This window comes from Actinomadura gamaensis, from assembly GCF_042652125.1.
In the GTDB taxonomy this organism is placed as follows: Bacteria; Actinomycetota; Actinomycetes; order Streptosporangiales; family Streptosporangiaceae; genus Spirillospora; species Spirillospora gamaensis.
Genome location: NZ_JBHSIT010000018.1, coordinates 37676 through 61943, shown reverse-complemented (window position 1 = coordinate 61943; position 24268 = coordinate 37676). Strand labels below are relative to the sequence as shown.

Sequence of the window (24268 nt, the reverse complement as noted above, 5' to 3'; positions counted from 1 at the left end):
CCAATCGGAAGGACGCCCCTCTAATGGGCAGCGACATGCACATCGTGGCAGCGGGTTCTGGGGGCAGCGGGGCATTCAACCTGCTGCTCCTGCTGGCCGTGCCGCTGGTTTTCTATTTCCTGCTGATCCGGCCGCAGAGCAGGCGGCGCAAGGAGCAGCAAGAGCTGCAGAGCAACATCGCGCCGGGCACCCGCGTGATCACGACCGCGGGCATGCACGCCACGGTGGCCGACGTCCAGGACGACGGCGTCGTGCTGGAGATCGCGCCGGGCGTCGAGGCGAAGTTCGTCAAGCAGGCGATCATGACCGTCCTGAAGGACGAGCCCGCCGACGAGGAGCTCGAGGACGACGAGCCGGACGCCCCGTCCGACGAGGTCGAGACCGAGGCCGACGCGAAGACCGAGGGCGAGACCCGGGCCAAGGCGGACGTGACCGACGACGCCGACGTGGACGTCGCCGAGGACGGGAAGACCGCCGTGAAGGCGGGCGTTAAGGCCGACGCGAAGGACGAGGGCGAGGCCGCCCACGCGGGCAAGGCCGACAAGCCCTCCGCCTGACCCGCGGCGGCACCGACAAGACGGGAAGTTCGACGACCAGTGGCATCGTCTCGTAGCAATGTCCCCAGGCCGGGGCGCACCCTCCTAGCGCTCTTCGTGGTCCTGGCGGCCCTGACCGGCGTGATGTTCATGCAGGGGAAGGGGACCCCCAAACTGGGGCTCGACCTCGCGGGCGGGACGACCGTCACGCTGACCGCGCACACCGAGAACGGCAAGAACCCGCCGTCGTCCCAGATGGACCAGGCCGTCAAGATCATGACGCAGCGGGTCAACGGGCTCGGCGTCTCGGACAGCGAGGTCGCCAAGCAGGGCGGCAACAACATCGTGGTGAACCTGCCCGGACAGGGACAGGGCAAGGCGGCCGAGACCATCGGGTCCACCGCCAAGCTCCAGTTCCGGCAGGTGTTCGCCGAGGCCAGCGGTCTGCCGGCCAAGGCGCCGGCCACGACGCCGACGCCGACGCCGAGCGGGTCGGCCAAGCCGACGGGCAAGGCGACGATCCCGGGCACGGGCGGCGTCCCGTCCGCCAAGCCGTCGACTTCGGCGAAGCCGTCCGACTCGTCCACGCCGCGCGGCCGCGCGCTGTCGAAGGCGCTGACGGCCCCGACGCCGTCCGGCTCTCCGTCGGCCAAGCCGAGCGGGTCGTCCACGCCGAAGCCGTCGGGCACCCCGACCGCGCAGACGCCGGTCGTCCCGGACGGCAACGACTTCGCCGGGGTCGACGACAAGAACGCCATCGCCGAGTTCCAGCGGGCCGTCTGCAAGCCGGACGGCGGGCCGACCCTTCCGGGCTCGGACGACGTGAACCGCAAGTGGGTCGTGGCCTGCGACGACAAGTCCGAGAAGGGGCAGGTCACCAAGTACCTGCTCGGCCCGGTGCGGGTGCTCGGCGAGGACGTCAAGTCGGCCAACGCGGTGCCGCCGGACGCTTCCCAGGGCCAGACGAGCTGGGCGGTGAACATCGGCTTCAACGGCAAGGCCGGTAACCAGTTCTCGCAGGTCACGACAGAGGCGTCGAAGGCCTACCAGGCCAATCCCACCTCCCCGCAGGGGCAGGTCGCGATCGTGCTGGACGGGCAGGTCGTCTCGGCACCGGCCATCAAGGAAGGCCCGATCACCGGTGGCAGCGCCCGGATCGACGGTCCGGCCGACAGCTTCACCCAGAGCTACGCCGACGACCTGGCGAACAAGCTGAAGTACGGCGCGCTGCCGCTGAAGTTCACCCCGAGCTCGGTGGACGAGGTCTCCTCCACGCTGGGCAACGACCAGTTGCGCGGCGGCCTGATCGCGGGCGGCATCGGTCTCGCCCTGGTCGTCTTCTACTGCATGCTGTACTACCGGGGCCTCGGTCTCGTGGCGGTCGGCTCGCTGGTGGTCGCCTCCTGGACGACCTACGTGGCGGTCGTGATCCTCGGTGAGAACATGGGCTTCCGGCTCAGCCTCCCGCACATCATCGGCCTGATCGTGTCGATCGGCATCACCGCGGACTCGTTCATCGTCTACTTCGAACGGATCCGCGACGAACTGCGCCAGGGCAGGGCACTGCGGCCCTCGGTCGAGGTGGCGTGGAAGCGGGCGCGGCGTACCATCCTCGTGGCGGACGCGGTGACCTTCATCGCCGCGCTCGTGCTGTACTTCCTCGCCGTCGGCGGCGTCGCGGGCTTCGCGTTCGCGATGGGCCTCACCACGCTGATCGACGTCGTGGTGGTGTTCTTCTTCACCAAGCCGCTGATGTCGGTGCTCAGCCGCACCGCCTTCTTCGGCAAGGGTCACCGGCTGTCCGGACTGGACGCCAAGCGGCTGCGCCGCACGGCGCAGCCCCGCACGACCGGCTCCGCCCGCCCGACGAGCCAGGAGGCCTGATCATGGGACTGCGCGCGGTCATCTCCCGGATCTACCGGGGCGAGATCAGTGCCGACATCGTCGGCAAGCCGAAGCTGTGGTACTCCATCTCCGGCCTGCTGATCGTGTTCTCCCTCGCCGGGCTGCTCGTCCAGGGCCTGAACTTCGGCGTGGAGTTCAAGGGCGGCTCGGTCTTCACGATCAACAAGGCGAAGAGCGCCTCGATCGAGGACGTGCGCGGCGCGGTGAACGGCGTCGCCGGGATCCACGACCCGATCGTCCAGAAGGCCGGGGACGCCTGGCGCGTCACCACCAAGAGCCTGGACCCGAAGCAGGTCGCCGAGGTCAAGCAGGACGCCTCGAAGAAGCTGAACGTCTCCGAGAACGACATCAGCACCCAGGTGGTCGGCGCGTCCTGGGGCGGTGAGATCACCAAGAAGGCGTGGCAGGCGCTGATCGTCTTCATGATCCTGATCATCGGCTACCTCGCGGTCGCGTTCGAGTGGCGGATGGCGGTCGCCGCGATGGTGGCGCTGCTGCACGACCTGATCATCACGGCCGGGATCTACGCCTGGTCGGGCTTCGAGGTCACGCCGGCGACGCTGCTGGGCTTCCTGACCATCCTCGGATACTCGCTGTACGACGCGGTCGTGGTGTTCGACATGATCAAGGAGGTCACCCGGCCGCTCACCGCCAAGTCGAAGATCACCTACAGCGAGGCCGCGAACCAGGCGCTGTCCAGCACGCTGGTCCGGTCGCTGAACACCTCGCTGGTGGCGATCCTGCCGGTCGCGGCGATCCTGTTCATCGGCACCACGGTGTTCGGCGCGGGCACCCTGAAGGACCTGTCGCTCGCCCTGTTCGTCGGCATGATCGTCGGTACCTACTCCTCGATCTGCGTGGCGACGCCGCTGCTGGTCCAGCTCAAGGAGCGGGAGCCGAGGTACCGCGAGCTGCGCCGCAACATCGCCAAGCGCGAGGAGAGCCCGAAGCGCCAGGCGAAGGCGGCGAAGGCCGCGGTCCCCGCGACGCCGGGGGACGACGCGTCCCCGGCCGGGGACGACGACGCCCAGGACGAGGTGGCCGCGGGCGTCACGCTGCGGAAGGTCGTGCAGCAGGGGCCGCGCCAGCAGCCCAAGCGCGGCACCCGGCAGCAGCGCCGCGGCAAGTAGGCTGCCTGTACGACCTGCTCGAACGAGCATGACGGCCGTGCCGTCCCCCGGTTCCCCGGGCGGACGGCACGGCCGTCGCACTGCCCGGGGCGCGCGCCCCGCCCGAAGCGAACCGCAAGAGGAGACCCGTGGACCTCGACAAGCTGATCCAGGACCGGATCCGCGACGTGAACGACTACCCGAAGCCGGGCGTGGTGTTCAAGGACATCACCCCCCTGCTGGCGGACCACGTGGCGTTCGCCGGGGTGGTGGACACGGTGGTCAACCACTACGGCCGCGGCACCGTGGACAAGATCGTCGGGATCGAGGCGCGCGGGTTCATCCTGGCCGCGCCGGTCGCCTACCACATGGGCGCGGGCTTCGTCCCGGTGCGCAAGAAGGGCAAGCTGCCCGCGGCGACGTTCGAGCAGAGCTACGAGCTGGAGTACGGCGCCGAGACGATCGAGCTGCACACCGACGCGTTCCAGCCGGGCGACCGGGTGCTGATCGTCGACGACGTGCTGGCGACCGGCGGCACCGCCCGGGCGGCGGCCGAGCTGGTGCGGCGCGGCGGCGGCGAGGTGGTCGGCCTGTCGGTGCTGATGGAGCTGTCCTTCCTGAACGGCCGCGACAGGCTGGACGGCCTGGAGGTCCACGCCCTGGTCACCGTCTGACGCCGGGCGGCTCCGGCGGGTGCCGAACGTCCCCCGGAACGTGTGGAATGTCCGGTCCCACGAGAATGTTCTACTGATCACGCGCCCGAGATCGTGGATTCGGCCGGGTGCGAAATGGGGGCCGGATACACTGGCCGAATCAGGAGACCGGCGGGGACGGGCGCGCCCGCCCGGCTACCGGGGAGAACGCGCCCGCACGGCTTCGAGGAGGCTGGGTGCCCGGTGAGGTGGTATCGACCGACGCGGTGACCGGCACGCGCACGGACGTCTCGCGTCCGGACGCGCCGAGCGGGGCCGCCGTGCGCGCTCCGGCCGCGCCCGCGAACGTGAAGGGCGCGCCCGCGCGGCCCGGCGGCACCGCGCCCACGGACCCGGTGCCCACGGACCCGGTGCCCACCGACCGAGTGCCCACGGACCCCGTGCCCACCGACCCGGTCCCCACCGATCCCGGCTCCGGCGATCCCGGTCCCACCGGCCGGGCGCCCACCGGCCACGTGCGCGCCGCTTCCGGCTCCGGCTCCGCCGGCACGCCCCGCACCGCTTCCGCGGGTCCCGATCGCAAGGCCCCCGCCGCGGGCGCCGCCAAGGGAACCACACCGTCCGAGGGCGTGGAACCGTCCGAGCCCGCTCCGGCGGGTTCCGGTCCGGCCCCGATCCCACCGTCAGCCGCCCGGGTGCGGCGCAGGCTCGCCCGGCTCGGATCCCAGCGCGGACCCGCCATGAATCCGGTACTCGAACCACTCATCAAGACGGTCCGCAACACCCATCCCAAAGCGGACCTGCGGCAGATCGAGCGCGCCTACGACGTGGCCGCGCACTACCACCGCGACCAGAAGCGCAAGAGCGGCGACCCGTACATCACGCACCCGCTCGCCGTCTCCACCATCCTCGCCGAGCTCGGCATGAACACCGAGACGCTGTGCGCGGCCCTGCTGCACGACACCGTCGAGGACACCGAGTACACCCTGGAGGAGCTGCGCGCCGACTTCGGCGACGAGATCGCCGCCCTCGTGGACGGCGTCACCAAGCTCGACAAGGTCAAGTACGGCGAGGCGGCCGAGGCCGAGACCGTCCGCAAGATGGTCGTCGCGATGTCCCGGGACATCCGGGTCCTGGTGATCAAGCTCGCCGACCGGCTGCACAACATGCGCACGCTGCGCTACATGCCGCGGCACAAGCAGGAGAAGAAGGCCCGCGAGACGCTCGAGGTCTTCGCCCCGCTGGCGCACCGGCTCGGCATGAACACGCTGAAGTGGGAGCTGGAGGACCTGTCCTTCGCCACGCTCTACCCGAAGCGGTTCGACGAGATCGCCCGCCTGGTGTCCGAGCGCGCGCCGCGCCGCGACGTGTTCCTCCAAGAGGTCATCGAGGCCGTCTCCGGCGACCTGCGCGAGGCCAAGATCAAGGCGACCGTGGTCGGGCGGCCCAAGCACTACTACTCGATCTACCAGAAGATGATCGCCCGGGACGTGGACTTCGACAAGATCTACGACCTGGTCGGCATCCGCATCCTGGTCGACACCGTCCGCGACTGCTACGCGGCGCTCGGCACGATCCACGCGCGGTGGAACCCGGTCCCCGGCCGGTTCAAGGACTACATCGCGATGCCGAAGTTCAACATGTACCAGTCGCTGCACACCAGCGTGATCGGCCCCGAGGGCAAGCCGGTCGAGCTGCAGATCCGCACCTGGGGCATGCACCGCCGGGCCGAGTACGGCGTCGCCGCGCACTGGAAGTACAAGGAGGAGACGGTCGGCGGCCGCAAGGCGGCCGACATGCAGTGGCTGCGGCAGCTGCTCGACTGGCAGAAGGAGACCGCCGACCCCGCCGAGTTCCTGGAGTCGCTGCGGTTCGACCTGTCGGTGTCGGAGGTGTTCGTCTTCACCCCGAAGGGCGACGTGATCGCGCTGCCGCAGGGGGCGACGCCGGTCGACTTCGCCTACGCGGTGCACACCGAGGTCGGGCACCGGACGATCGGCGCGCGGGTGAACGGCCGGCTGGTGCCGCTGGAGTCGGTGCTCGACAACGGCGACACCGTCGAGATCTTCACCAGCAAGGCCCCGGACGCCGGCCCGTCCCGCGACTGGCTGAACTTCGTCAAGTCGCCGCGCGCCCGCAACAAGATCAAGCACTGGTTCTCCAAGGAGCGGCGGGACACCGCGATCGAGTCCGGCAAGGACTCGATCGCCCGCGCGATGCGCAAGCAGAACATGCCGCTCCAGCGCATGATGTCGGGCGAGGCGCTGCTCGTGCTGGCCCGCGACCTCCGCTATCCGGACATCTCGTCCCTGTACGCGGCGGTCGGCGAGGGGCACATCTCGGCGCAGAGCGTCGTGCAGAAGCTCGTGGAGGCGCTCGGCGGCGTCGAGTCCGCCGAGGAGGACCTCGCCGAGATCGCGCTCCCGACGCGGCGCAAGCGGACCCGTCCGGCCGGCGACCCCGGCGTGGTCGTCGCGGGCGACCCGGACGTCTGGGTGCGGCTCTCGCGATGTTGCACGCCCGTCCCGGGCGACGACATCGTCGGGTTCGTGACCCGCGGGCACGGCGTCTCGGTGCACCGCGCCGACTGCGCGAACGTCGCCCAGCTGAAGGAGCAGCCCGACCGGCTCATCGACGTCCGCTGGTCGCCCGGCGAGGACTCGGTGTTCCTGGTCGCGATCCAGGTCGAGGCGCTCGACCGTCCACGGCTCCTGTCGGACGTGACGCGCGTGCTGTCCGACCAGCACGTGAACATCCTGTCTGCGTCGGTCACCACGACCCGCGACCGGGTCGCGGTCAGCCGCTTCACCTTCGAGATGGGCGACCCGAAGCATCTCGGCCACGTGCTGAAGGCCGTCCGGTCCATCGACGGCGTGTACGACGTGTACCGCGTCACCAGCGGCACGAACCGCTGACCCGGCCCAGGAGAACGCCCTCGTACGGCGAGAGGGCCGGTCCGGGAATCGGACCGGCCCTCACTCATGCCGTGACGATCAGGCCCCGGCGGATTCGGCGCCGGCCTCGGTCTCGTCCTCGTCGTCTTCGGGAACGACGTCGATCCCGGCCTCGGCGCGCTGCTCCGGCGTGATGACGGTCGGCGCGGCGGTCAGCGGGTCGTAGCCGGACGCGGCCTTCGGGAAGGCGATCACGTCGCGGATGGACGACTCGCCGGCCAGCAGCATGGCCATCCGGTCCCAGCCGAAGGCGATCCCGCCGTGCGGCGGCGGGCCGAACTTGAACGCCTCCAGCAGGAACCCGAACTTCGACTCGGCCTCCTGCTTGGACAGGCCGAGCACGTCGAACACCTTCTGCTGCATCTCGGCCTGGTGGATACGGATCGAGCCGCCGCCGATCTCGTTGCCGTTGCAGACGATGTCGTAGGCGTTCGCGAGCACCGAGCCCGGGTCGGACACCAGCCGGTCGGCGTGCTCGGGCTTGGGCGCGGTGAACGGGTGGTGCACCGACGTCCAGCCGATCTGCTCGCCCTTGTCGTCCTCGACGGGCTCGAAGACCGGCGCGTCCACGACCCAGCAGAACGCCCAGGCGTCCTCGTCGATCAGGCCCTTGCGGCGGCCGATCTCCAGCCGGGCCGCGCCGAGCAGCTCGCGGGTCGCGTGCGGCTTGCCCGCGCCGAAGAAGATCGCGTCGCCGGGCGCGGCGCCGACCTCGGCGGCCAAGCCCGACTTCTCCTCGTCCGACAGGTTCTTGGCGACCGGGCCGCCGAGCGTGCCGTCCTCCTGGACGAGCACGTAGGCGAGGCCGCGCGCGCCGCGCTGCTTCGCCCAGTCCTGCCAGCCGTCCAGCTCCTTGCGGGTCTGGGCCGCGCCGCCCGGCATGACGACCGCGCCCACGTACGGCGCCTGGAACACCCGGAACGAGGTGTTCGCGAAGTACTCGGTCATCTCGGTCAGCTCGAGCCCGAACCGCAGGTCCGGCTTGTCCGACCCGTAGCGGGCCATCGCGTCGGCGTAGGCGATGTGCGGGATCTCGCCGATCTCGTGCCCGGCGATGTCGCGCCACAGCCGCCGGACGAGGTCCTCGGCGACCGCGAGGACGTCGGACTGCTCGGCGAACGACATCTCGATGTCGATCTGGGTGAACTCCGGCTGCCGGTCGGCGCGGAAGTCCTCGTCGCGGTAGCAGCGCGCGATCTGGAAGTACCGCTCGACGCCCCCGACCATGAGCAGCTGCTTGAACAGCTGCGGGGACTGCGGCAGCGCGTACCAGTGGCCCGGCCGCAGCCGCGCCGGGACCAGGAAGTCGCGCGCGCCCTCGGGGGTGGAGCGGGTCAGCGTCGGCGTCTCGACGTTCACGAAGCCGTGCTCGCGCATGACCTCGTTGACGATGTAGGCGCCCTGCGAGCGGATCCGGATGTCGCGGCCGACGGCCTCGCGGCGCAGGTCGAGGTACCGGTACTTGAGCCGGACCTCCTCGTTGACGTTGACGTCGCCCTCGATCGGGAACGGCAGCGGCGCGGACTCGCTCAGCACCTCGATCTCGGTCGCGGCGACCTCGATCTCGCCGGTGGGCAGCTCGGGGTTCTCGTTGCCCTCGGGCCGGATCCGCACCTCGCCGGTGATCTTGACGCAGTACTCCGACCGCAGGTCGTGCGCGGTGTCCTCCTCGCGGAAGACGACCTGCGCGGTGCCCGAGGCGTCCCGCAGGTCGATGAAGGTGACGCCGCCGTGGTCGCGGCGCCGCGCCACCCATCCGGCCAGCGTCACCCGCTGGCCGGCGTGCTCCCTGCGGAGCGTCCCCGCCTCGTGCGAGCGGATCATCGTGAAAGCCTTTCCGTCAACGTCGAAATGGTGTCGGCGAGCGCGACGGGGGCCTGCTCCCCGGACGCGAGGTCCTTGAGCTGGACGACCCCGTCGGCGATATCTCGCTCGCCGAGGATCAGCGCGAACCGCGCCCCGGACCGGTCGGCGTCCTTCATGGCGCCCTTGAGCCTCTTGCCGCCGAACGGCATGTCGGTCGCGATCCCGGCCTCGCGCAGCCCGGCGACCAGCTCGAAGACCCTGCGCTCGGCCGCCTCGCCCAGCGGCACCGCGAACACCTCGCAGCGCGGCTTGGGCGCGAACCCGGCGCCTTCCGCCTCCAGCGCGAGGAGGGTGCGGTCGAGGCCGAGGCCGAAGCCGATGCCGGGCAGCTCGGGGCCGCCGATGTCCTCCGACAGGCCGTCGTAGCGTCCGCCGCCGCCGATGCCGGACTGCGCGCCGAGCAGCGGGTGGTCGAACTCGAAGGTGGTGCGGGTGTAGTAGTCCAGCCCGCGGACCAGGGTCGGGGTGTCCTCGTAGGCGATGCCGAGGTCGGTGAGCAGCTCGCGGACCCGGTCGTGGTAGGCCTTGCAGTCGCCGCACAGGTGGTCGGCCATCAGCGGCGCGTCCCGCAGCTGCTCGCGGACGGCCGGGCGCTTGTCGTCCAGCACCCGCAGCGGGTTGATCTCGATGCGCTCGCGGGTCGCCTCGTCCAGGTCCAGGCCGCGCAGGAACTCCTGCAGCAGCGCCCGGTACGCCGGACGGCACTCCTTGCAGCCGAGCGAGTTCAGCAGCAGCCGCATCTGGGTGAGGCCCAGCGACCGGTACCAGCCCGCCGCGATCGCGATCACCTCGGCGTCGACGGCCGGGTCCTCGCTGCCGATCGCCTCCAGGTCGAGCTGGTAGAACTGCCGGTACCGGCCCTGCTGGGGCCGCTCGGCGCGGAACGCGGGACCGCTCGTCCACACCTTGACCGGGAGCCCGCCCTGCTTGTGCAGGTTGTGCTCCAGGACGGCGCGCAGCACCCCGGCGGTGAACTCCGGACGCAGCGTCAGCGACCGCCCGCCGCGGTCGGTGAAGGTGTACATCTCCTTGGAGACCACGTCGGTCGATTCGCCGACGCCCCGCTTGAACAGGTTGGTGTCCTCGAAGACGGCCATCTCCAGGTAGCCGTATCCGGCCAGCCGGGCGCGCTCGGCGAACGCTTCGCGCACGGCGTAGAAGAGGTCCGCGCGGGGCGGCACGTATTCACTGATGCCCTTGGGGGCCTGGAAGCTCGAACTCATGTCTGTGGGTCAGAATCCCTTGTGCGGGCCGTCGGTTGGCTTCAGATCAGCCAGGTTGCGATCCTCGTCAGTCTCGGAAGACTGACGCCACTTAGCCAGGAAGGGGTTGGTCGCGCGCTCACGGCCGATGGTCGTCTGAGGTCCGTGGCCGGGCAGGACGGCCGTCTCGTCGGGCATGGTCAGGCACACCCGGGAGAGGCTGTCCAGGATCTGCTCGTAGGAGCCGCCCGGCAGGTCGGTGCGTCCGATGGAGCCGGCGAACAGCAGGTCCCCGCTGAACATCACGTCGGGGAGCTCACCGGTGGCCGGGGTGCGGAACGTCACCGACCCGCCGGTATGCCCGGGCGCGTGGTCGACGGTGATCTTCAGGCCCGCGAGTTCGAGCTTCACGCCGTCGGCCAGCTCGCGGACGTCGTCCGGCTCCGACAGCGTCAGGCCGCCGAGGAACTGCTGCTTGGTGGCCAGCGACAGGCCCTTGCCCGGATCGGTCAGCAGGTCGCGGTCGTCCGGGTGGATGAAGGCGGGCACGTCCCGGGCGCCGCAGACCGGCGCGACCGACCAGACGTGGTCGATGTGGCCGTGGGTGAGCAGCACCGCGACCGGCTTCAGCCGGTGCTCGCGCAGGATCTCCTCGATCCCGGCCTCGGCGTCCTGGCCCGGATCGATGATCACGCACTCCTCGCCCGCGGCGGGCGCCACGACGTAGCAGTTCGCGGCGAACGATCCGGCGGGGAACCCGGCGACGAGCACGGTCGTCCTTCCTGTGAATTCGCTGAGTGTGCGGTGGGCGCGGGGCGCCCGCGCGCGTCCGCTTCCGGACGGCGCGGCGATCCGGCGGGAAAGCCCGGAACCGGCCCGTCACCGCCGCACACGCGGTGGTACGAGGGTACCGGCGCGGCCGGTCCCGCCGCGAACGAGATCCCGTGATCGCCGTGTCGGGCGTCCGCGGCCGGTGCCGGGGGCGGTGGAAGGGGCCGGCGACCCTTCCGGTACCGCTACTATGCGCTGCACGTTCACCTGATCACACGTACGAGAACGAGGGGCAGGCCACGTGGCGGGGAAGGACCGCAAGAAGCAGCTCGCGCGGCAGCGCTACGAGCGCCAGCAGGCGCGCCGGCAGGCCGAGGAGGCGCGCGCCCGCACCCTGAAGATCGTCGGCGCGGCGGTGGCGGCGGTGGTCGTCATCGGCGGCGGCACGGCCGCGGCCCTCGTCCTCGGCAAGGACGACAAGAAGAAGGACGCCAAGCCCGAGGCGCAGGCCACCCAGTCCAAGGCCAAGCCGGGGGAGTGCGCCTACAACTCCTCGCAGGACCAGGGCGCCCTGAAGGACGGCTCCAAGCCGCCCGCCAAGCCCGCCTACAACGGGCCGGTGAAGGCGACGGTCAAGACGTCCCAGGGCGACATCGGGCTGACCCTCGACGGCGCCAAGGCCCCCTGCGCCACCAACTCGTTCGCGTTCCTGGCGGGCAAGAAGTACTGGGACGGCAGCCACTGCCACCGGCTGTCCACCGGGACGGGCCTGCAGATGCTGCAGTGCGGCGACCCGACCGGCACCGGCCAGGGCGGGCCCGGCTACAAGTTCGCCAACGAGAACACCTCGGGCGCCAAGTACACGGCGGGTACCCTCGCCATGGCCAACGCGGGCCCCGACACCAACGGCAGCCAGTTCTTCCTGGTCTACGGGGACTCGCAGCTCCCGCCGGACTACACCGTGTTCGGCAAGATCACCTCGGGCCTGGACGTGCTGCAGAAGGTCGCCAAGGGCGGCATCGCCAAGGCGGGCGACGACGGCACGGGCGAGCCCAAGAAGAAGGTCACGATCGAGGACGTCGCGATCGCCGGGAAATAGGGGATCGGGATACTAAGGTGTGGAGGGTCCGATGAGTGTGAACACGACCGCGCACTCGGGCGCGCACGCGATCGGACCCGCGATTCAGGAGGCAAGGGTGTCCAGCGCGACCGATCCCTGGGGCCGGGTGGACGAGGACGGCACGGTCTACGTGCGGACCGCGGACGGCGAACGCGTCGTCGGGTCCTGGCAGGCCGGGGCTCCGGAAGAGGCCCTCGGCTACTTCCGCCGCAAGTACGACGCTCTCGTCACCGAGATCGGCCTGCTGGAGCAGCGGGTGCGGACCACCGACCTGCAGCCCCAGCAGGCGCAGCAGAGCATCGCCCGGCTGCGTGAGCAGGTCACCGAGGCGCACGCGGTCGGCGACCTGGACGCCCTGGTGCGCCGCCTGGACGGCCTCGACGGCCTGGTCGGCAAGCGCCGCGAGGAGGTCAAGGCCCAGCGCGAGCACGCCCGGCACGAGGCCCGCGAGGTCAAGGAGCGCATCGTCGCCGAGGCCGAGCGGATCGCGGCCGAGGAGACGCACTGGAAGAACGGCGGCGAGCGGCTCCGCCAGCTGGTCGAGGAGTGGAAGGCCGCCGAGCGCGTCGACCGTCCGACCGAGACCGCGCTGTGGAAGCGGCTGTCGGCCGCCCGCAACGCCTTCACCAAGCGCCGCAAGGCCTACTTCGCGACCCTGGACGACCAGCGCGAGGACGCCCGCCGCGAGAAGGAGCGCCTGGTCGCCGAGGCCGAGGCGATGTCCGGCTCGACCGACTGGAGCGAGACGGCCGCCGCCTACCGCGACCTGATGCGCCGCTGGAAGGTCGCGGGCCGTGCCGCCCGCGACGTCGAGGAGGAGCTGTGGGCCCGGTTCAAGGGCGCGCAGGACGTCTTCTTCCAGGCGCGCAGCTCCGCGTTCGCCGAGCGCGACGCCGAGCTGCGGGTGAACGCCGAGGAGAAGGAGCGCATCCTCGCCGAGGCGGAGAAGCTGCTCCCGGTCACCGACGTGCGCGCCGCCCGGCAGGCGCTGCGCGGCATCCAGGAGCGCTGGGAGGCCGCCGGGATGGTCCCGCGCGACATGCGCGACCGGCTGGAGGGGCGCCTCCGCAAGATCGAGGAGACCGTCCGGACGGCCGAGGAGGCCGAGTGGCGCCGGACCAACCCCGAGGCCCGCGCCCGCGCCGAGGCGACCGTCAACCAGCTTCGGTCGTCGATCGAGCAGCTGGAGAAGCGGCTCGACAAGGCCCGCTCGTCCGGCCGCGAGAAGGACGTCCGGGACGCCGAGGAGGCCCTGGCCGCCCGCCGCGCCTGGCTCTCCGAGGCCGAGCGCACCCTCGCCGAGTTCTCCTGACCTCGGCCAACTGAGCGCGAGACGGGCCCGGCGACCCCCTGAGGGTCTCCGGGCTCCGTCGTGTGGTCAGGTCGTGCGGTCAGGGGGCCGGGGGGCGGTGGCCTGCCGGGTGGCGGCCGAGGAACGACAGCAGGCGGGTCTGCTCGTCCGCGCCCGGCGGGGCGGTGAGCGGCGGCCCGAGGTGCCCGGCGGCGCGCATCGGCGCGGCGATCACCCGCGCGGTGGCGAACGCGTGGTGGACCAGGTCCGGGTCCAGGCGGGTGGGCTGGCCGGTGGCCACGGCGAGGTCCCAGGTGTGGACGAGCGGCTCCAGGATGTACCCGGCGAGGTAGTCGCCGAGGGGCACGTCCCCGAGCGCGCCGAGCGGAATCGGGCGGGCGAGCGCCTGCTCCGACAGCGCCGCCGCGCACTCCTTGCGGGCGCTGCGCCAGGCGAGCAGGACGTCGCCGGGGCAGAACCGCTCCGGCCGGGTGTTGACGTCGGGCTGCGGGGCGCCGACGGCGAGCGCCCTGATCATGTGCTGGCCGCCGATGACGTGCCCGGCGACCTGCCGGGCGGTCCAGCCCGCGCAGGGCGAGGGGGCGGCCCAGCCGTCCCGCGGCACCGCGCCGACCACGCCCTCGAACAGGTCCAGCGCCCGTTCGTAGCCGCCGAGGCGCGGCACCGCGCCGCCGCCCGGTCCGCGCTCTCCGCCGTGCTCGCCGCCCGTCCCGCCGCTCGTCCCGCTGCCCGTCATGCCGCCCAGTCACCCGCGATCGGCGACCGGTGTCAAGCGGGGCGGCGGCGCCGGTCCGCCCCTCTCGCGCCCGGCCCGCGCGGGACCTGCGCAGGTCCGTTCTGATCGCTTTCGGCCGGCCTCGCACGTCCCCGGAACCCCTGCGGCGGATGTGGCCCGGCTGCGCGGAGGCGCGAACCGGGCCGGGCGGTGTCAGGCGGCGGGTGAGCCGCGTTCGGTGAGCATCCGCTCCATCAGCGTGATCTCGGCGCGCTGGCCCTCGACCATGGTGCGGGCCAGGCGCTCGACCCGCGCGTCGCCGGTCCGGCCGAGGACGGCTTCGGCCATCGCGACGCCGCCCCGGTGGTGGGCGATCATCAGCCGGAGGAACAGCGTCTCGGCCGCCCGCCCGGACGCCCGTTCCAGCTCGGCGAGCTGGGCAGGGGTGGCCATTCCGGGCATGGAGCCGTCCGCCGGGAGGGACGTCCCGCCGCCGTGCCCGCCGTGGCCCATCCAGCGCATCGGCCCGGCCGGGTCGGTCTTCGGGAGGCCCCAGCCGTCCAGCCAGGCGGTCATCATGCCGATCTGCGCCTGCTGGGTGTTGATGATGTCGTAGGCGAGCAGCCGGACGGCCTCGTCCCGCGTCCGGTCGCGCACGAGGAACGACATCTGCACGGCCTGCGCGTGATGGACGCTCATGTCCCGCGCGAACCCGGCCTCCGGGCCTTCGGCGGCGGGCCGTCCGGACCGCTGCGTCCAGCCGAACAGGACGGCGGCGACCGCCAAAGCGGCGACCACGGCGATCACGACGGTCCGCCGCCCGCGCGGGGCGGTGGGCCCGGCCGGGGCCGGGACCGCCTCGGCGGCGGTCCCGGCCCCCGGCTCGGTCTGGGGTCCGGCGGTCACGCGGTGGCCTTGCCGCCGGTGCAGGGCGCGCCCGGCTCCGGCGTCTGCGGGCCCCGGACGAACGCGCGCAGGAACTGGTCCACCCGCTCGTCGCCCGCGTCCTGGACCTTGACCTGCTTGCCCCACGCGCTGAGCGCGATCGGGGCGTCCAGGCCGGGGTAGGGGCTGAGCAGCGTGTAGGCGGTGGCGCCGACCTTCGCCGACAGCTTGACGACCTGGTCCTTCGGCAGGTCCGGGCGGTAGGTGATCCAGACCGCGCCGTGCTCCAGCGAGTGGACGGCGTTCTCGTTGCGGAGCGGGCTGGTGTAGACGCCGCAGTTCTGCCAGACCGGGTCGTGGTTGCCGCCCATCGGGGGGTTCGCGTCGTACGTCACCGAGGTCGCGACGTGCTCGCGGCCCGGCTCGTCCTTGCTGACCAGGCCCTTGATCTCGGCGCCGTCGGCGGACGAGCGGGTCTGCATGAAGGCGAACCCGATCGCGACGGCCGCGACGAGCCCGATCACGGAGAAGAACGCGATCGTGCCCCAGGGCGTCTGCTTCTCGGTCAGGGCGTTCTTGCGGGGTGCGGGCCTGCCGGGGCCGCTCTTGCGCGACGCCGACGGCTTGGACGATCCGTTTCCGGGCACGCCGGAACGGCTGTTCTTGGGCATGGCTGTAGAGATCCTCTCGCATGGCTTGAATCCGGAGATGTCGAGGCATGACCGCCATGGGGCGGCCGAGGGGCCTCTACAGCCGGAGCACCTGCAAGGAGGCCAGCGAGAGGGGCGCGGGGCACGGACGGGACGGCTCGGCCGGCCGCCAGCCCAGCCGCGCGGGCAGCAGGAACCGCCACCGGCCCGGACGCGCGGCCAGCGCGAGCAGCATGAAGCCCAGCAGGACGGCCAGGCACAGGCAGGTGTCCACCGGGGCGGGCGGCGTGCGGTGGTGGGAGGCGATCGACGTCAGGGGCGCGCCGTCCACGCCGACCAGGTGCCGGTGCGCGGAACCGTCGGCGGCCGGGGCGAGCCAGGTCACCGCGTGCGGGTGGCAGACGTCCGGCGGCGGGGCGTGCTCCAGCCCGTAGCTGAACACGAGCCCGGCCACGGCGAACAGGACCACGAGCAGCCCCGCCAGTCCGTGGCGTCGCTGTGGCGTCTGCTGGGGCGCGGTCGTGGCCGCCCTCTCGGTCACCTGCTCCGGTTCACCTCCGGGACGGACCAACGCCTCCGCCGTCCCATGGGTTCCCGATCATCCTGACTTGTCACCGGATCGAGATAGTGTCGGACGGTGACGAGCAGTCTGGGAGCAGGGGAGCCGGAGGGCCTCTTCGACGATCCGACGACCGAGGGCGCGGAGCCTTCGCGCCGTCCCGGGGGCCTGGCCGGGAACGGGTCCGGCGGGCCCGCCGGCGTGGCGGACAGAACGGGGACGGCGGGTGCGCAGCAGCCGCTCGCCGTGCGGATGCGCCCGCGCGGCCTGGACGAGGTCGTCGGCCAGCGGCACCTGCTCGGCCCCGGCACCCCCATCCGGCAGCTCGTCGAGCGCGACGCCCCCATGTCGCTGGTCCTGTGGGGCCCGCCCGGCACCGGCAAGACCACCCTGGCGACCGTGGTGAGCCACGTCACCAGCCGCCGCTTCGTGGAGATCTCCGCCGTCACCGACGGGGTCAAGCGCGTCCGCGCCGAGATCGACCTCGCCCGCCGCGAGCTCGGCATGAGCGGCCGCCAGACCGTCCTGTTCGTGGACGAGGTGCACCGCTTCAACAAGGCCCAGCAGGACGCGCTGCTCCCCGCCGTCGAGAACCGCTGGGTCTCGTTCATCGGCGCCACCACCGAGAACCCGTTCTTCTCGGTGATCAGCCCGCTGCTGTCCCGGTCGCTGCTGCTGACGCTGGAGCCGCTCGCCGAGGACGACCTGCGCGAGGTGATCCGCCGGGCGCTCGCCGACGAGCGCGGCCTGAACGGTGAGATCGAGCTCGACCCCGCCGCCGAGGACCATCTGATCAGGCTCGCCGGGGGAGACGCCCGCCGCACCCTCACCTACCTGGAGGCGGCCGCCATGGTCGCCGACCCCGGGAAGCCGGTGGACGTCGCCGTCCTGGAGCGCGCCGTCGACCGGGCCGCCGTCCGCTACGACCGCGAGGGCGACCAGCACTACGACGTCATCAGCGCGTTCATCAAGAGCATCCGCGGCAGCGACGCCGACGCCGCGCTGCACTACCTCGCCCGCATGATCGAGGCGGGCGAGGACCCGCGGTTCATCGCCCGGCGGCTGATCGTCCACGCCAGCGAGGACGTCGGCATGGCCGACCCCACCGCGCTCCAGACCGCCGTCGCCGCCGCCCAAGCGGTCGAGTTCGTCGGGCTGCCCGAGGCCCGCATCAACCTCGCCCAGGCGGTGATCCACCTGGCCGTCGCACCCAAGTCCAACGCCGTGGTCGTGGCCGTGGACGAGGCGCTCGGCGACGTCCGCAAGGGCCTCGCCGGCCCCGTCCCGGCGCACCTGCGCGACGCGCACTACAAGGGCGCGGCGCGGATCGGGCACGGCGAGGGCTACAAGTACGCGCACGATCACCCGGGCGGGGTCGTCCGGCAGCAGTACGCCCCCGACAACGTGCACGGGCGCGAGTACTACCGGCCCACCAGGCACGGCGCGGAGGCCCGCTTCACGGAGGTTCTGGGACGAATCCGGGCGGTGCTGCGCGGCACGGCCCGCTCCAGGGAGAACTGAGCCGGGCTCCGGACGATCTCCGATCGAGCGGCGGGCGGTGGTCCCGCCGCCGCGGCCGGACCACGGTAAGGTCTGTCAGACCGGCCCGGCAGCGGCCGGAACCGGGTACCGGAAAGGTGTACCGGCGACCACCGCGGACGACACAGCGAACGGAAATGCCCTGATGCTCACTGGTGGACAGCTGGCAGGTCTCATCGTGGCCGTGTTCTGGGCCGTGCTGGTGTCCTTCCTCGCCTACACGCTCCTCAAACTCGCGAAACTGCTCGGCGAGGCGCGCAGGATGGTCGCCGACATCGGCGACCAGGCCGGGCCGCTGATGGACGACATGGCCCGCACCGTCCGCCGCGCCAACGAGCAGCTCGGCCGCACCGACGTGATCACCAAGCAGGTCGGCTCGGTCACCCAGAACGTCTCGGCGGTCACCACCGTGATGACCTCGGTCGTCGGCGGGCCGCTGGTGAAGGCCGCCGCGTTCTCCTACGGGGTGCGCAAGGCGCTCGCCAACCGGTCCGGCGAGGAACGGCCGCCGAGCCGTCCGCAGCTCCCGGCCCAGGCGTCCCGGAGCGCCGCGCGCGGCGGCCCGGGCGCCAACGGCGGACGCGGGAGGCGGCGGTGAAGCGGCTGTTCTGGCTCACGGTCGGCGCCGGCGCGGGCGTCTACGCCTCGCACCGGGTCAAGCGGCGCGTCGAGACGCTGGCCCGCCAGTGGTCGCCGGAGGGCGTCGCGGTCCGCGCGGTGAGCGCCGGGCAGGGCGCCGGCCGGCGGCTGCTCGACTTCGCCGCCGACGTGCGGGCCGAGACCGCCGCCCGCGAGGAGGAGCTGCGGGAGGCGGTCGGGCTGGACCAGACCCTTCCCGAACCCGAGGAGCCCCGCGCCCGCCGCCGGGTCCTGCGGGCGCGTTACACGATCGTCAACGACAAGGATGGCCACTGATATGGAGTCGGCAGAGGTCGCACGCCGCTTCCTCAAGTTCTTCGAAGAGCGCGGGCACCTGGTGGTGCCCTCGGCCAGCCTGGTCGCGGAGGACCCGACCCTCCTGCTGGTCAACGCCGGGATGGTCCCGTTCAAGCCGTACATGCTCGGCCAGCGGACGCCTCCGTCGCAGCGGATGACCAGCGCGCAGAAGTGCGTGCGCACCCCGGACATCGACGAGGTCGGCAAGACCACGCGGCACGCCACGTTCTTCCAGATGCTGGGCAACTTCTCCATCGGGGACTACTTCAAGGAGCAGGCGATCCCGTTCGCCTGGGACCTGCTGACCAGGCCGCAGGCCGAGGGCGGGTTCGGGTTCCCCGAGGACAGGCTCTGGGTCACCGTCTTCCACGACGACGACGAGGCCGCCGAGATCTGGAACAGGAAGGTCGGCGTGCCCGCCGAGCGCATCCAGCGCCGCGGGATGGCCGACAACTTCTGGTCCATGGGCGTCCCCGGGCCGTGCGGCCCGTGCTCGGAGATCTACTACGACCGCGGCCCGGAGTACGGCCGCGAGGGCGGCCCGGTCGTCGACGAGGACCGCTACCTCGAGGTGTGGAACCTCGTGTTCATGCAGTTCGAGCGGGGTCCGGGCGAGGGCAAGGAGGACTTCCCGATCCTCGGCCCGCTCGCGCACAGGAACATCGACACCGGCATGGGCCTGGAGCGGATGGCCGCCGTCCTCCAGGGCGTCGACAACATCTACGAGACCGACACGCTGTGGCGGGTCCTCGACCGGGCCGCGCAGCTCACCGACACGACCTACGGGCGCGAGCACCGCGCGGACGTGTCGCTGCGGGTCGTCGCCGACCACGTCCGGTCCGGCACGATGATGGTCGCCGACGGCATCCGTCCCGGCAACGAGGGCCGCGGCTACGTGCTGCGCCGCATCCTGCGCCGCTCGATCCGCAACCTGCGGCTGCTCGGCGCGCAGGACGCGGGCCTGATGCACGAGCTCACCGACGTCGCGATCAAGGCGATGGGCGAGCAGTACCCCGAGCTGGTCCGCACCGCCGCCAACATCCACACGGTGATCGACGCGGAGGAGGAGTCCTTCCTGTCCACCCTGCGCACCGGCACCACGATCTTCGACACGGCCGTCGCCGAGACCAAGGGCGCGGGCGCGAAGGTGCTGGCGGGCGACCAGGCGTTCAAGCTGCACGACACCTACGGCTTCCCGATCGACCTCACCCTCGAGATGGCCGCCGAGCAGGGCCTCTCGGTGGACGAGGAGGGCTTCCGCCGACTGATGAAGGAGCAGCGCGACCGCGCCAAGCAGGACGCGCGCGAGAAGAAGACCGGCAACCTGGACGTCTCGGTCCTGGACGCGCTGCTCACCGAGGCGGGCGGCAAGGTCGACTTCATCGGCTACGGCCAGCTCATCGGCGAGGCCCGCCTCGTCGGCCTGCTGGTGAACGGCGCGAACGTGCCCGCCGCGGGCGAGGGCGCCGAGGTCGAGGTCGTCCTCGACCGCACCCCCTTCTACGCCGAGGGCGGCGGCCAGCTCGCCGACACCGGCGTGATCCGGCTCGGCAACGGCGCGTCCATCGAGGTCCGCGACGTCCAGTCCCCGCTGAAGGGCCTGATCGTGCACCGCGGCGTCGTCCGCGGCGGCGAGGCGCAGGCGGGCGACACCGCCTATGCCGAGGTGGACGTCGAGCGGCGGCACGCGATCTCCCGCTCGCACTCGGCCACGCACCTGGTGCACGCCGGGTTCCGGCGCGCGCTCGGCGAGTCCGCCGCGCAGGCCGGGTCGGAGAACTCGCCCGGCCGGTTCCGGTTCGACTTCACCGCCTCCGGCGCCGTCCCGGTGAGCGTGCTGCGCGACGTCGAGGACGAGGTCAACGAGGTCCTGGTCAACGACCTGGACGTGCGGGCCTTCCACACCTCGATCGACGAGGCCCGCGCCATGGGCGCGCTCGCCCTGTTCGGCGAGAAGTACGGCGACGAGGTCCGCGTCGTGGAGATCGGCGAGTACTCCCGCGAGCTGTGCGGCGGCACGCACGTCGCGCGGTCCGGGCAGCTCGGCCTGATCAAGGTGCTCGGCGAGTCGTCCATCGGCGCGGGCGTGCGCCGCGTCGAGGCTCTGGTCGGCATCGACGCCTTCCGCTTCCTGGCCCGCGAGAGTGTGCTGGTCAACCAGCTCTCCGAGCAGCTGAAGGCGCGCAAGGAGGAGCTGCCCGAGCGGATCTCCGGGCTGGTCGGCCGCCTGCGCGACGCCGAGAAGGAGCTGGAGAAGGTCCGCGCCCAGCAGGTCCTGCAGGCCGCGGCCGGCCTCGCCGAGGACGCCAGGGACGTCAACGGGATCGCCTTCGTGGGCCACCGGGCCCCCGACGGCACCGGCGCGGACGACCTGCGCAAGCTCGCCGTGGACGTGCGCGGACGCCTCCAGGGCCGTCCGGCCGTGGTGATGGTCGCGGGCGCGCCCAAGGACCGTCCCGTCGTCGTCATCGCCCTCACCGAGGGCGCGCGCGAGCGCGGCCTGAAGGCGGGGCAGCTCGTCGGCCTCGCCGCCAAGACCCTCGGCGGTGGCGGCGGCGGCAAGGACGACCTCGCCCAGGGCGGAGGCGCCGACGCCGGCAGGATCGGCGAGGCGCTGGCCGCCGTCGAACGAGCCGTAGGGGCCGCATGAGGCACGGCGTCCGCCTGGGAGTCGATGTGGGAAGCGTCCGGATCGGCGTGGCCCGCAGCGACCCCGGCGGCATCCTCGCCTCCCCCCTGGAGACCGTGAAAGCGGGCAAGGGGGACGTCGACCGGCTGGTGAGGCTGGTGGACGAGAACGAGGCGATCGAGGTCGTCGTCGGGCTGCCGACGTCGCTGTCGGGCCGCGAGGGCCCGGCGGCGGCGTCCGCCCGGAGATTCGCGACGATGCTGGCGGACCGGCTTCCCCCGGAGACGGTCCGCCTGTACGACGAACGACTCACCACCGTCACGGCCGAGAGCGGCCTGCGCGCGGGCGGAGTCCACGGTCAGGCCCGTCGCAGGGTCGTCGATCAGGCCGCCGCGGCGGTCCTGCTCCAGGCGGCCCTCGACGGCGAGAGGTTGACGGGACGCCCGCCCGGCGAGACCGTCCGGGGGAGCTGATGAGCGACGTGGACCTGTTCTCCGACCCGCCGAACGGCCGGGGCCGTTCCGGTCGCGGCCAGCAGGGCCGCGGCCGCTCCGGCCGTGGCCGCCCGCGCCGCGTGGGAGGCCGCCGCGCCCGCGAGGAGCAGCACGACCAGGAGCCGTACGAGCAGGACGAGTACGAGCAGCAGGCGTACGGGCGGCAGCAGCAGTACGACCAGCAGCAGTACGACCAGCAGCAGCAGTACGACCAGCAGGCGTACGAGCAGCAGCAGTACGAGCAGCAGGGGTACGGGCGGCACCAGCAGCAGTACGACCAGTACGGTCGTCCGCAGCCCGGCGGACAGCAGCAGGCGCCACAGCAGGCTCAGCAGCACGCGCAGCACGCGCAGAGTGGCCAGTACGGGCACGGCCAGCCGGGTCAGTACGAGCAGTACGAGCAGGACGAGTACTACGAGGACGAGTACGACGAGTACGAGGAGCAGGGCCGGGGACGCAGCGGCCACCTCCTCGACGACCAGCTGAACCGCGGCGACCGCGGCGACCGGGAGGACCAGCGGCGCGCGCGCAGCAAGCAGCGCCGCCGCAAGGGCAAGGGACGCGCCGCCGTGCTGTTCGCGATGGCGTTCCTCGTCGCGGTCGTCGGCACGGGCGGCGTGCTCGGGTACGCCTGGCTCGACGGCCGGATGCATCCGCCGGACTACTCCGGCCAGGGCTCCGGCAACGTGATCGTCCAGGTGAAGGACGGCGACTCCGGCTCGGCCATCGCCACGACGCTGCAGAAGCACGACGTGGTGAAGAGCGTCCGGGCGTTCCTGAAGGTGTACGCGCACGAGCCGAAGGCGTCCAGCCTCCAGCCGGGCTACTACCAGATGCGGCTGCGGATGTCGTCCAAGGCGGCGATGGCGCTGCTGCTGGACCCGAAGGCCCGCGCGGGCAACATGATCACGCTGCCCGAGGGGCTGCGCGCCAACGAGGTCTTCGAGAAGCTGTCGAAGAAGACGAAGATCCCGGTGAAGAACTTCCAGGCCGCCGCCAGGGACGGCAAGGCGCTCGGGCTGCCGTCCTACGCGAAGGGGAAGGTGGAGGGCTACCTCTACCCGGGCCAGTACAACCTGGACCCGAACGCCCCGGCGAAGGACATCCTCAAGCAGATGGTGGACCGCTTCAACCAGGAGGCCCGCGATCTGGACCTGGTGAACAAGTCCAAGAGCGTCGGGCTCGATCCGGGGCAGGTCGTGACGCTGGCCAGCCTGCTGCAGGCCGAGGGCGGCACCAAGAACGACTACCCGAAGATCGCGCGGGTGCTCTACAACCGGATCAAGGCGGGCCGTCCGCTCCAGCTCGACACCACCGTGCTGTACGCGCTGAACAAGCGGACCCTGCACGTCACCTACAAGGACACGCAGGTCAAGTCGCCGTACAACTCCTACCAGGTGAAGCCGCTGCCGATCGGCGCGATCGACAGCCCGGGCATGGACGCGCTGAAGGCGGCGCTGAACCCGGCGAAGGGCGACTGGCTGTTCTTCGTCACGACCGACCCGTCCACCGGCTACACCGAGTACGGGACGACGGAGGCGGAGTTCACCCGGATGAAGGCCAAGCTCGACAGGTGGCTGGCCGCCCACCCGGAGGGCAAGAAGTGAGCCGCGCGGCCGTCCTCGGATCGCCGGTCGCGCACTCGCTGTCGCCGGTGCTGCACCGGGCCGCGTACGCGGCGATGGGCCTGGACGACTGGTCCTACGACGCGTTCGAGGTCGGCGAGGACGCTCTCGCCGGGTTCCTCGGCGGGCTGGACGGCACGTGGCGCGGCCTGTCGCTGACGATGCCGCTGAAGCGGGTGGCGCTGTCGCTCGCCGACTCGGTGTCCGACCTCGCGGCGAAGGTCGGCGGCGCGAACACGCTCGTCCTGCGGGAGGGGCGGCGCGCCGCCGACAACACCGACGTGCACGGGATCGTCACCGCGCTCCGCGAGGCCGGCCTCGACGGCGCCGGGTCGGTGCTGGTGCTGGGCGGCGGCGCGACCGCCGCGTCCACGCTGGCCGCGCTGTCCCGGCTCGGGGCCTCGCAGGTGTCGGTCGCGGTGCGGAGCCCTGAACGGGCCGCCGAGGCGGTGGAGGTGGGCGCGCGGTTCGGGGTGTCCGCCCGGGTCGTCCGGCTGGACGGGCTGGACGCGGCGCTCCCCGCCGACCTGGTCGTCTCCACGCTGCCCGGACGGGCGGCCGACGCGTTCGCCGAGCCGGTCGCCGCGTCCGGCGCGGCGCTGTTCGACGTGGTGTACGCGCCGTGGCCGACCGAGCTCGCCCGCGCGGCCGGCGCGGCGGGCGGACGCGTCGTCGGCGGCTTCGAGATGCTGCTGCACCAGGCCGTGCGCCAGGTCGCGCTGATGACGGGCCGCGAGGACGTCCCCGTGGCGGCCATGCGCGCCGCGGGCGAAGCCGAACTCGCCCGCCGCGCCGCCTGACCGTCCGC

The 24268-nt window shown here is 72.2% G+C and carries 21 protein-coding genes; 14 read left to right on the top strand and 7 right to left on the bottom strand.

Going from position 1 to position 24268, the window contains the following annotated elements:
* Positions 1 to 23 precede the first annotated feature (23 nt).
* The 5 genes from yajC to ACFPCY_RS40165 all read left to right on the top strand — a co-directional run bounded on the left by yajC (position 24) and on the right by ACFPCY_RS40165 (position 7118).
* The gene (gene yajC / locus ACFPCY_RS40185) at positions 24 to 557 is read left to right on the top strand and encodes a preprotein translocase subunit YajC (protein ID WP_378264624.1); all 534 of its coding nucleotides are present in this window, start codon (positions 24 to 26) and stop codon (positions 555 to 557) included.
* A gap of 96 nt (positions 558 to 653) precedes the next feature.
* A complete protein-coding gene (gene secD, locus ACFPCY_RS40180; protein ID WP_378264622.1) occupies positions 654 to 2420 on the top strand; it encodes a protein translocase subunit SecD in 1767 nt (588 codons plus the stop codon).
* A 2-nt stretch (positions 2421 to 2422) separates the two neighbouring features.
* A complete protein-coding gene (gene secF, locus ACFPCY_RS40175; protein WP_378264620.1) occupies positions 2423 to 3571 on the top strand; it encodes a protein translocase subunit SecF in 1149 nt (382 codons plus the stop codon).
* 128 nt (positions 3572 to 3699) lie between these two features.
* Complete coding sequence (locus tag ACFPCY_RS40170; RefSeq protein WP_378264618.1) at positions 3700 to 4224, top strand: adenine phosphoribosyltransferase; 525 nt, start codon at positions 3700 to 3702, stop codon at positions 4222 to 4224.
* Positions 4225 to 4943: 719 nt separating this feature from the next.
* A complete protein-coding gene (locus ACFPCY_RS40165; protein WP_378264775.1) occupies positions 4944 to 7118 on the top strand; it encodes a RelA/SpoT family protein in 2175 nt (724 codons plus the stop codon).
* A gap of 78 nt (positions 7119 to 7196) precedes the next feature.
* Here the strand turns inward: ACFPCY_RS40165 and aspS are convergent, their stop codons facing one another.
* Genes aspS through ACFPCY_RS40150 form a run of 3 tightly spaced genes read right to left on the bottom strand, consistent with a single transcriptional unit; the run spans position 7197 to position 10996 of the window.
* Positions 7197 to 8981 (bottom strand): aspartate--tRNA ligase, encoded by a 1785-nt coding sequence (gene aspS / locus ACFPCY_RS40160; RefSeq protein WP_378264615.1) that lies wholly within the window; start codon positions 8979 to 8981, stop codon positions 7197 to 7199.
* Positions 8978 to 10246, bottom strand: coding sequence for a histidine--tRNA ligase (gene hisS, locus ACFPCY_RS40155; RefSeq protein ID WP_378264613.1), 1269 nt, complete (start codon positions 10244 to 10246; stop codon positions 8978 to 8980). The genes aspS and hisS overlap by 4 nt, the downstream gene beginning before the upstream one ends.
* A 9-nt stretch (positions 10247 to 10255) precedes the next feature.
* A complete protein-coding gene (locus tag ACFPCY_RS40150) occupies positions 10256 to 10996 on the bottom strand; it encodes an MBL fold metallo-hydrolase (RefSeq protein WP_378264611.1) in 741 nt (246 codons plus the stop codon).
* A 301-nt stretch (positions 10997 to 11297) separates the two neighbouring features.
* Here ACFPCY_RS40150 and ACFPCY_RS40145 point away from each other — a divergent pair, with 301 nt between their 5' ends.
* Together ACFPCY_RS40145 and ACFPCY_RS40140 are read left to right on the top strand one after the other, a co-directional pair.
* Complete coding sequence (locus ACFPCY_RS40145) at positions 11298 to 12095, top strand: peptidylprolyl isomerase (protein WP_378264609.1); 798 nt, start codon at positions 11298 to 11300, stop codon at positions 12093 to 12095.
* A 31-nt stretch (positions 12096 to 12126) separates the two neighbouring features.
* Positions 12127 to 13428, top strand: coding sequence for a DUF349 domain-containing protein (locus ACFPCY_RS40140; protein ID WP_378264607.1), 1302 nt, complete (start codon positions 12127 to 12129; stop codon positions 13426 to 13428).
* A 79-nt stretch (positions 13429 to 13507) separates the two neighbouring features.
* Here ACFPCY_RS40140 and ACFPCY_RS40135 read toward each other — a convergent pair whose 3' ends face one another.
* The 4 genes from ACFPCY_RS40135 to ACFPCY_RS40120 form a co-directional block, all read right to left on the bottom strand.
* On the bottom strand, positions 13508 to 14164 hold the full coding sequence (locus tag ACFPCY_RS40135; RefSeq protein ID WP_378264605.1) for a TIGR03086 family metal-binding protein: 657 nt from the start codon (positions 14162 to 14164) through the stop codon (positions 13508 to 13510).
* Positions 14165 to 14356: 192 nt separating this feature from the next.
* Complete coding sequence (locus tag ACFPCY_RS40130) at positions 14357 to 15049, bottom strand: DUF305 domain-containing protein (RefSeq protein WP_378264603.1); 693 nt, start codon at positions 15047 to 15049, stop codon at positions 14357 to 14359.
* A complete protein-coding gene (locus tag ACFPCY_RS40125; protein WP_378264601.1) occupies positions 15046 to 15699 on the bottom strand; it encodes a DUF3105 domain-containing protein in 654 nt (217 codons plus the stop codon). The genes ACFPCY_RS40130 and ACFPCY_RS40125 overlap by 4 nt, the downstream gene beginning before the upstream one ends.
* A 76-nt stretch (positions 15700 to 15775) precedes the next feature.
* Positions 15776 to 16219, bottom strand: coding sequence for a hypothetical protein (locus ACFPCY_RS40120; protein WP_378264599.1), 444 nt, complete (start codon positions 16217 to 16219; stop codon positions 15776 to 15778).
* A 270-nt stretch (positions 16220 to 16489) separates the two neighbouring features.
* Here ACFPCY_RS40120 and ACFPCY_RS40115 point away from each other — a divergent pair, with 270 nt between their 5' ends.
* The 7 genes from ACFPCY_RS40115 (at position 16490) to ACFPCY_RS40085 (ending at position 24260) form a co-directional block, all read left to right on the top strand.
* Positions 16490 to 17758, top strand: a complete 1269-nt coding sequence (locus tag ACFPCY_RS40115) for a replication-associated recombination protein A (protein ID WP_378264773.1) — start codon at positions 16490 to 16492, stop codon at positions 17756 to 17758.
* A 163-nt stretch (positions 17759 to 17921) separates the two neighbouring features.
* Positions 17922 to 18374: a DUF948 domain-containing protein gene (locus tag ACFPCY_RS40110; RefSeq protein WP_378264597.1), complete on the top strand. Its 453-nt coding sequence runs from the start codon at positions 17922 to 17924 to the stop codon at positions 18372 to 18374.
* A complete protein-coding gene (locus tag ACFPCY_RS40105; RefSeq protein ID WP_378264595.1) occupies positions 18371 to 18691 on the top strand; it encodes a DUF6167 family protein in 321 nt (106 codons plus the stop codon). The genes ACFPCY_RS40110 and ACFPCY_RS40105 overlap by 4 nt, the downstream gene beginning before the upstream one ends.
* A gap of 1 nt (position 18692) precedes the next feature.
* Entirely contained in the window at positions 18693 to 21362 is a 2670-nt protein-coding gene (gene alaS, locus ACFPCY_RS40100) for an alanine--tRNA ligase (protein WP_378264593.1), read from the top strand.
* The gene (gene ruvX, locus ACFPCY_RS40095; RefSeq protein WP_378264591.1) at positions 21359 to 21814 is read left to right on the top strand and encodes a Holliday junction resolvase RuvX; all 456 of its coding nucleotides are present in this window, start codon (positions 21359 to 21361) and stop codon (positions 21812 to 21814) included. Before alaS ends, ruvX begins: the two co-directional genes overlap by 4 nt.
* Complete coding sequence (gene mltG / locus ACFPCY_RS40090; RefSeq protein ID WP_378264589.1) at positions 21814 to 23442, top strand: endolytic transglycosylase MltG; 1629 nt, start codon at positions 21814 to 21816, stop codon at positions 23440 to 23442. Before ruvX ends, mltG begins: the two co-directional genes overlap by 1 nt.
* Positions 23439 to 24260, top strand: a complete 822-nt coding sequence (locus ACFPCY_RS40085; protein ID WP_378264587.1) for a shikimate dehydrogenase — start codon at positions 23439 to 23441, stop codon at positions 24258 to 24260. Before mltG ends, ACFPCY_RS40085 begins: the two co-directional genes overlap by 4 nt.
* Positions 24261 to 24268: the final 8 nt, after the last annotated feature.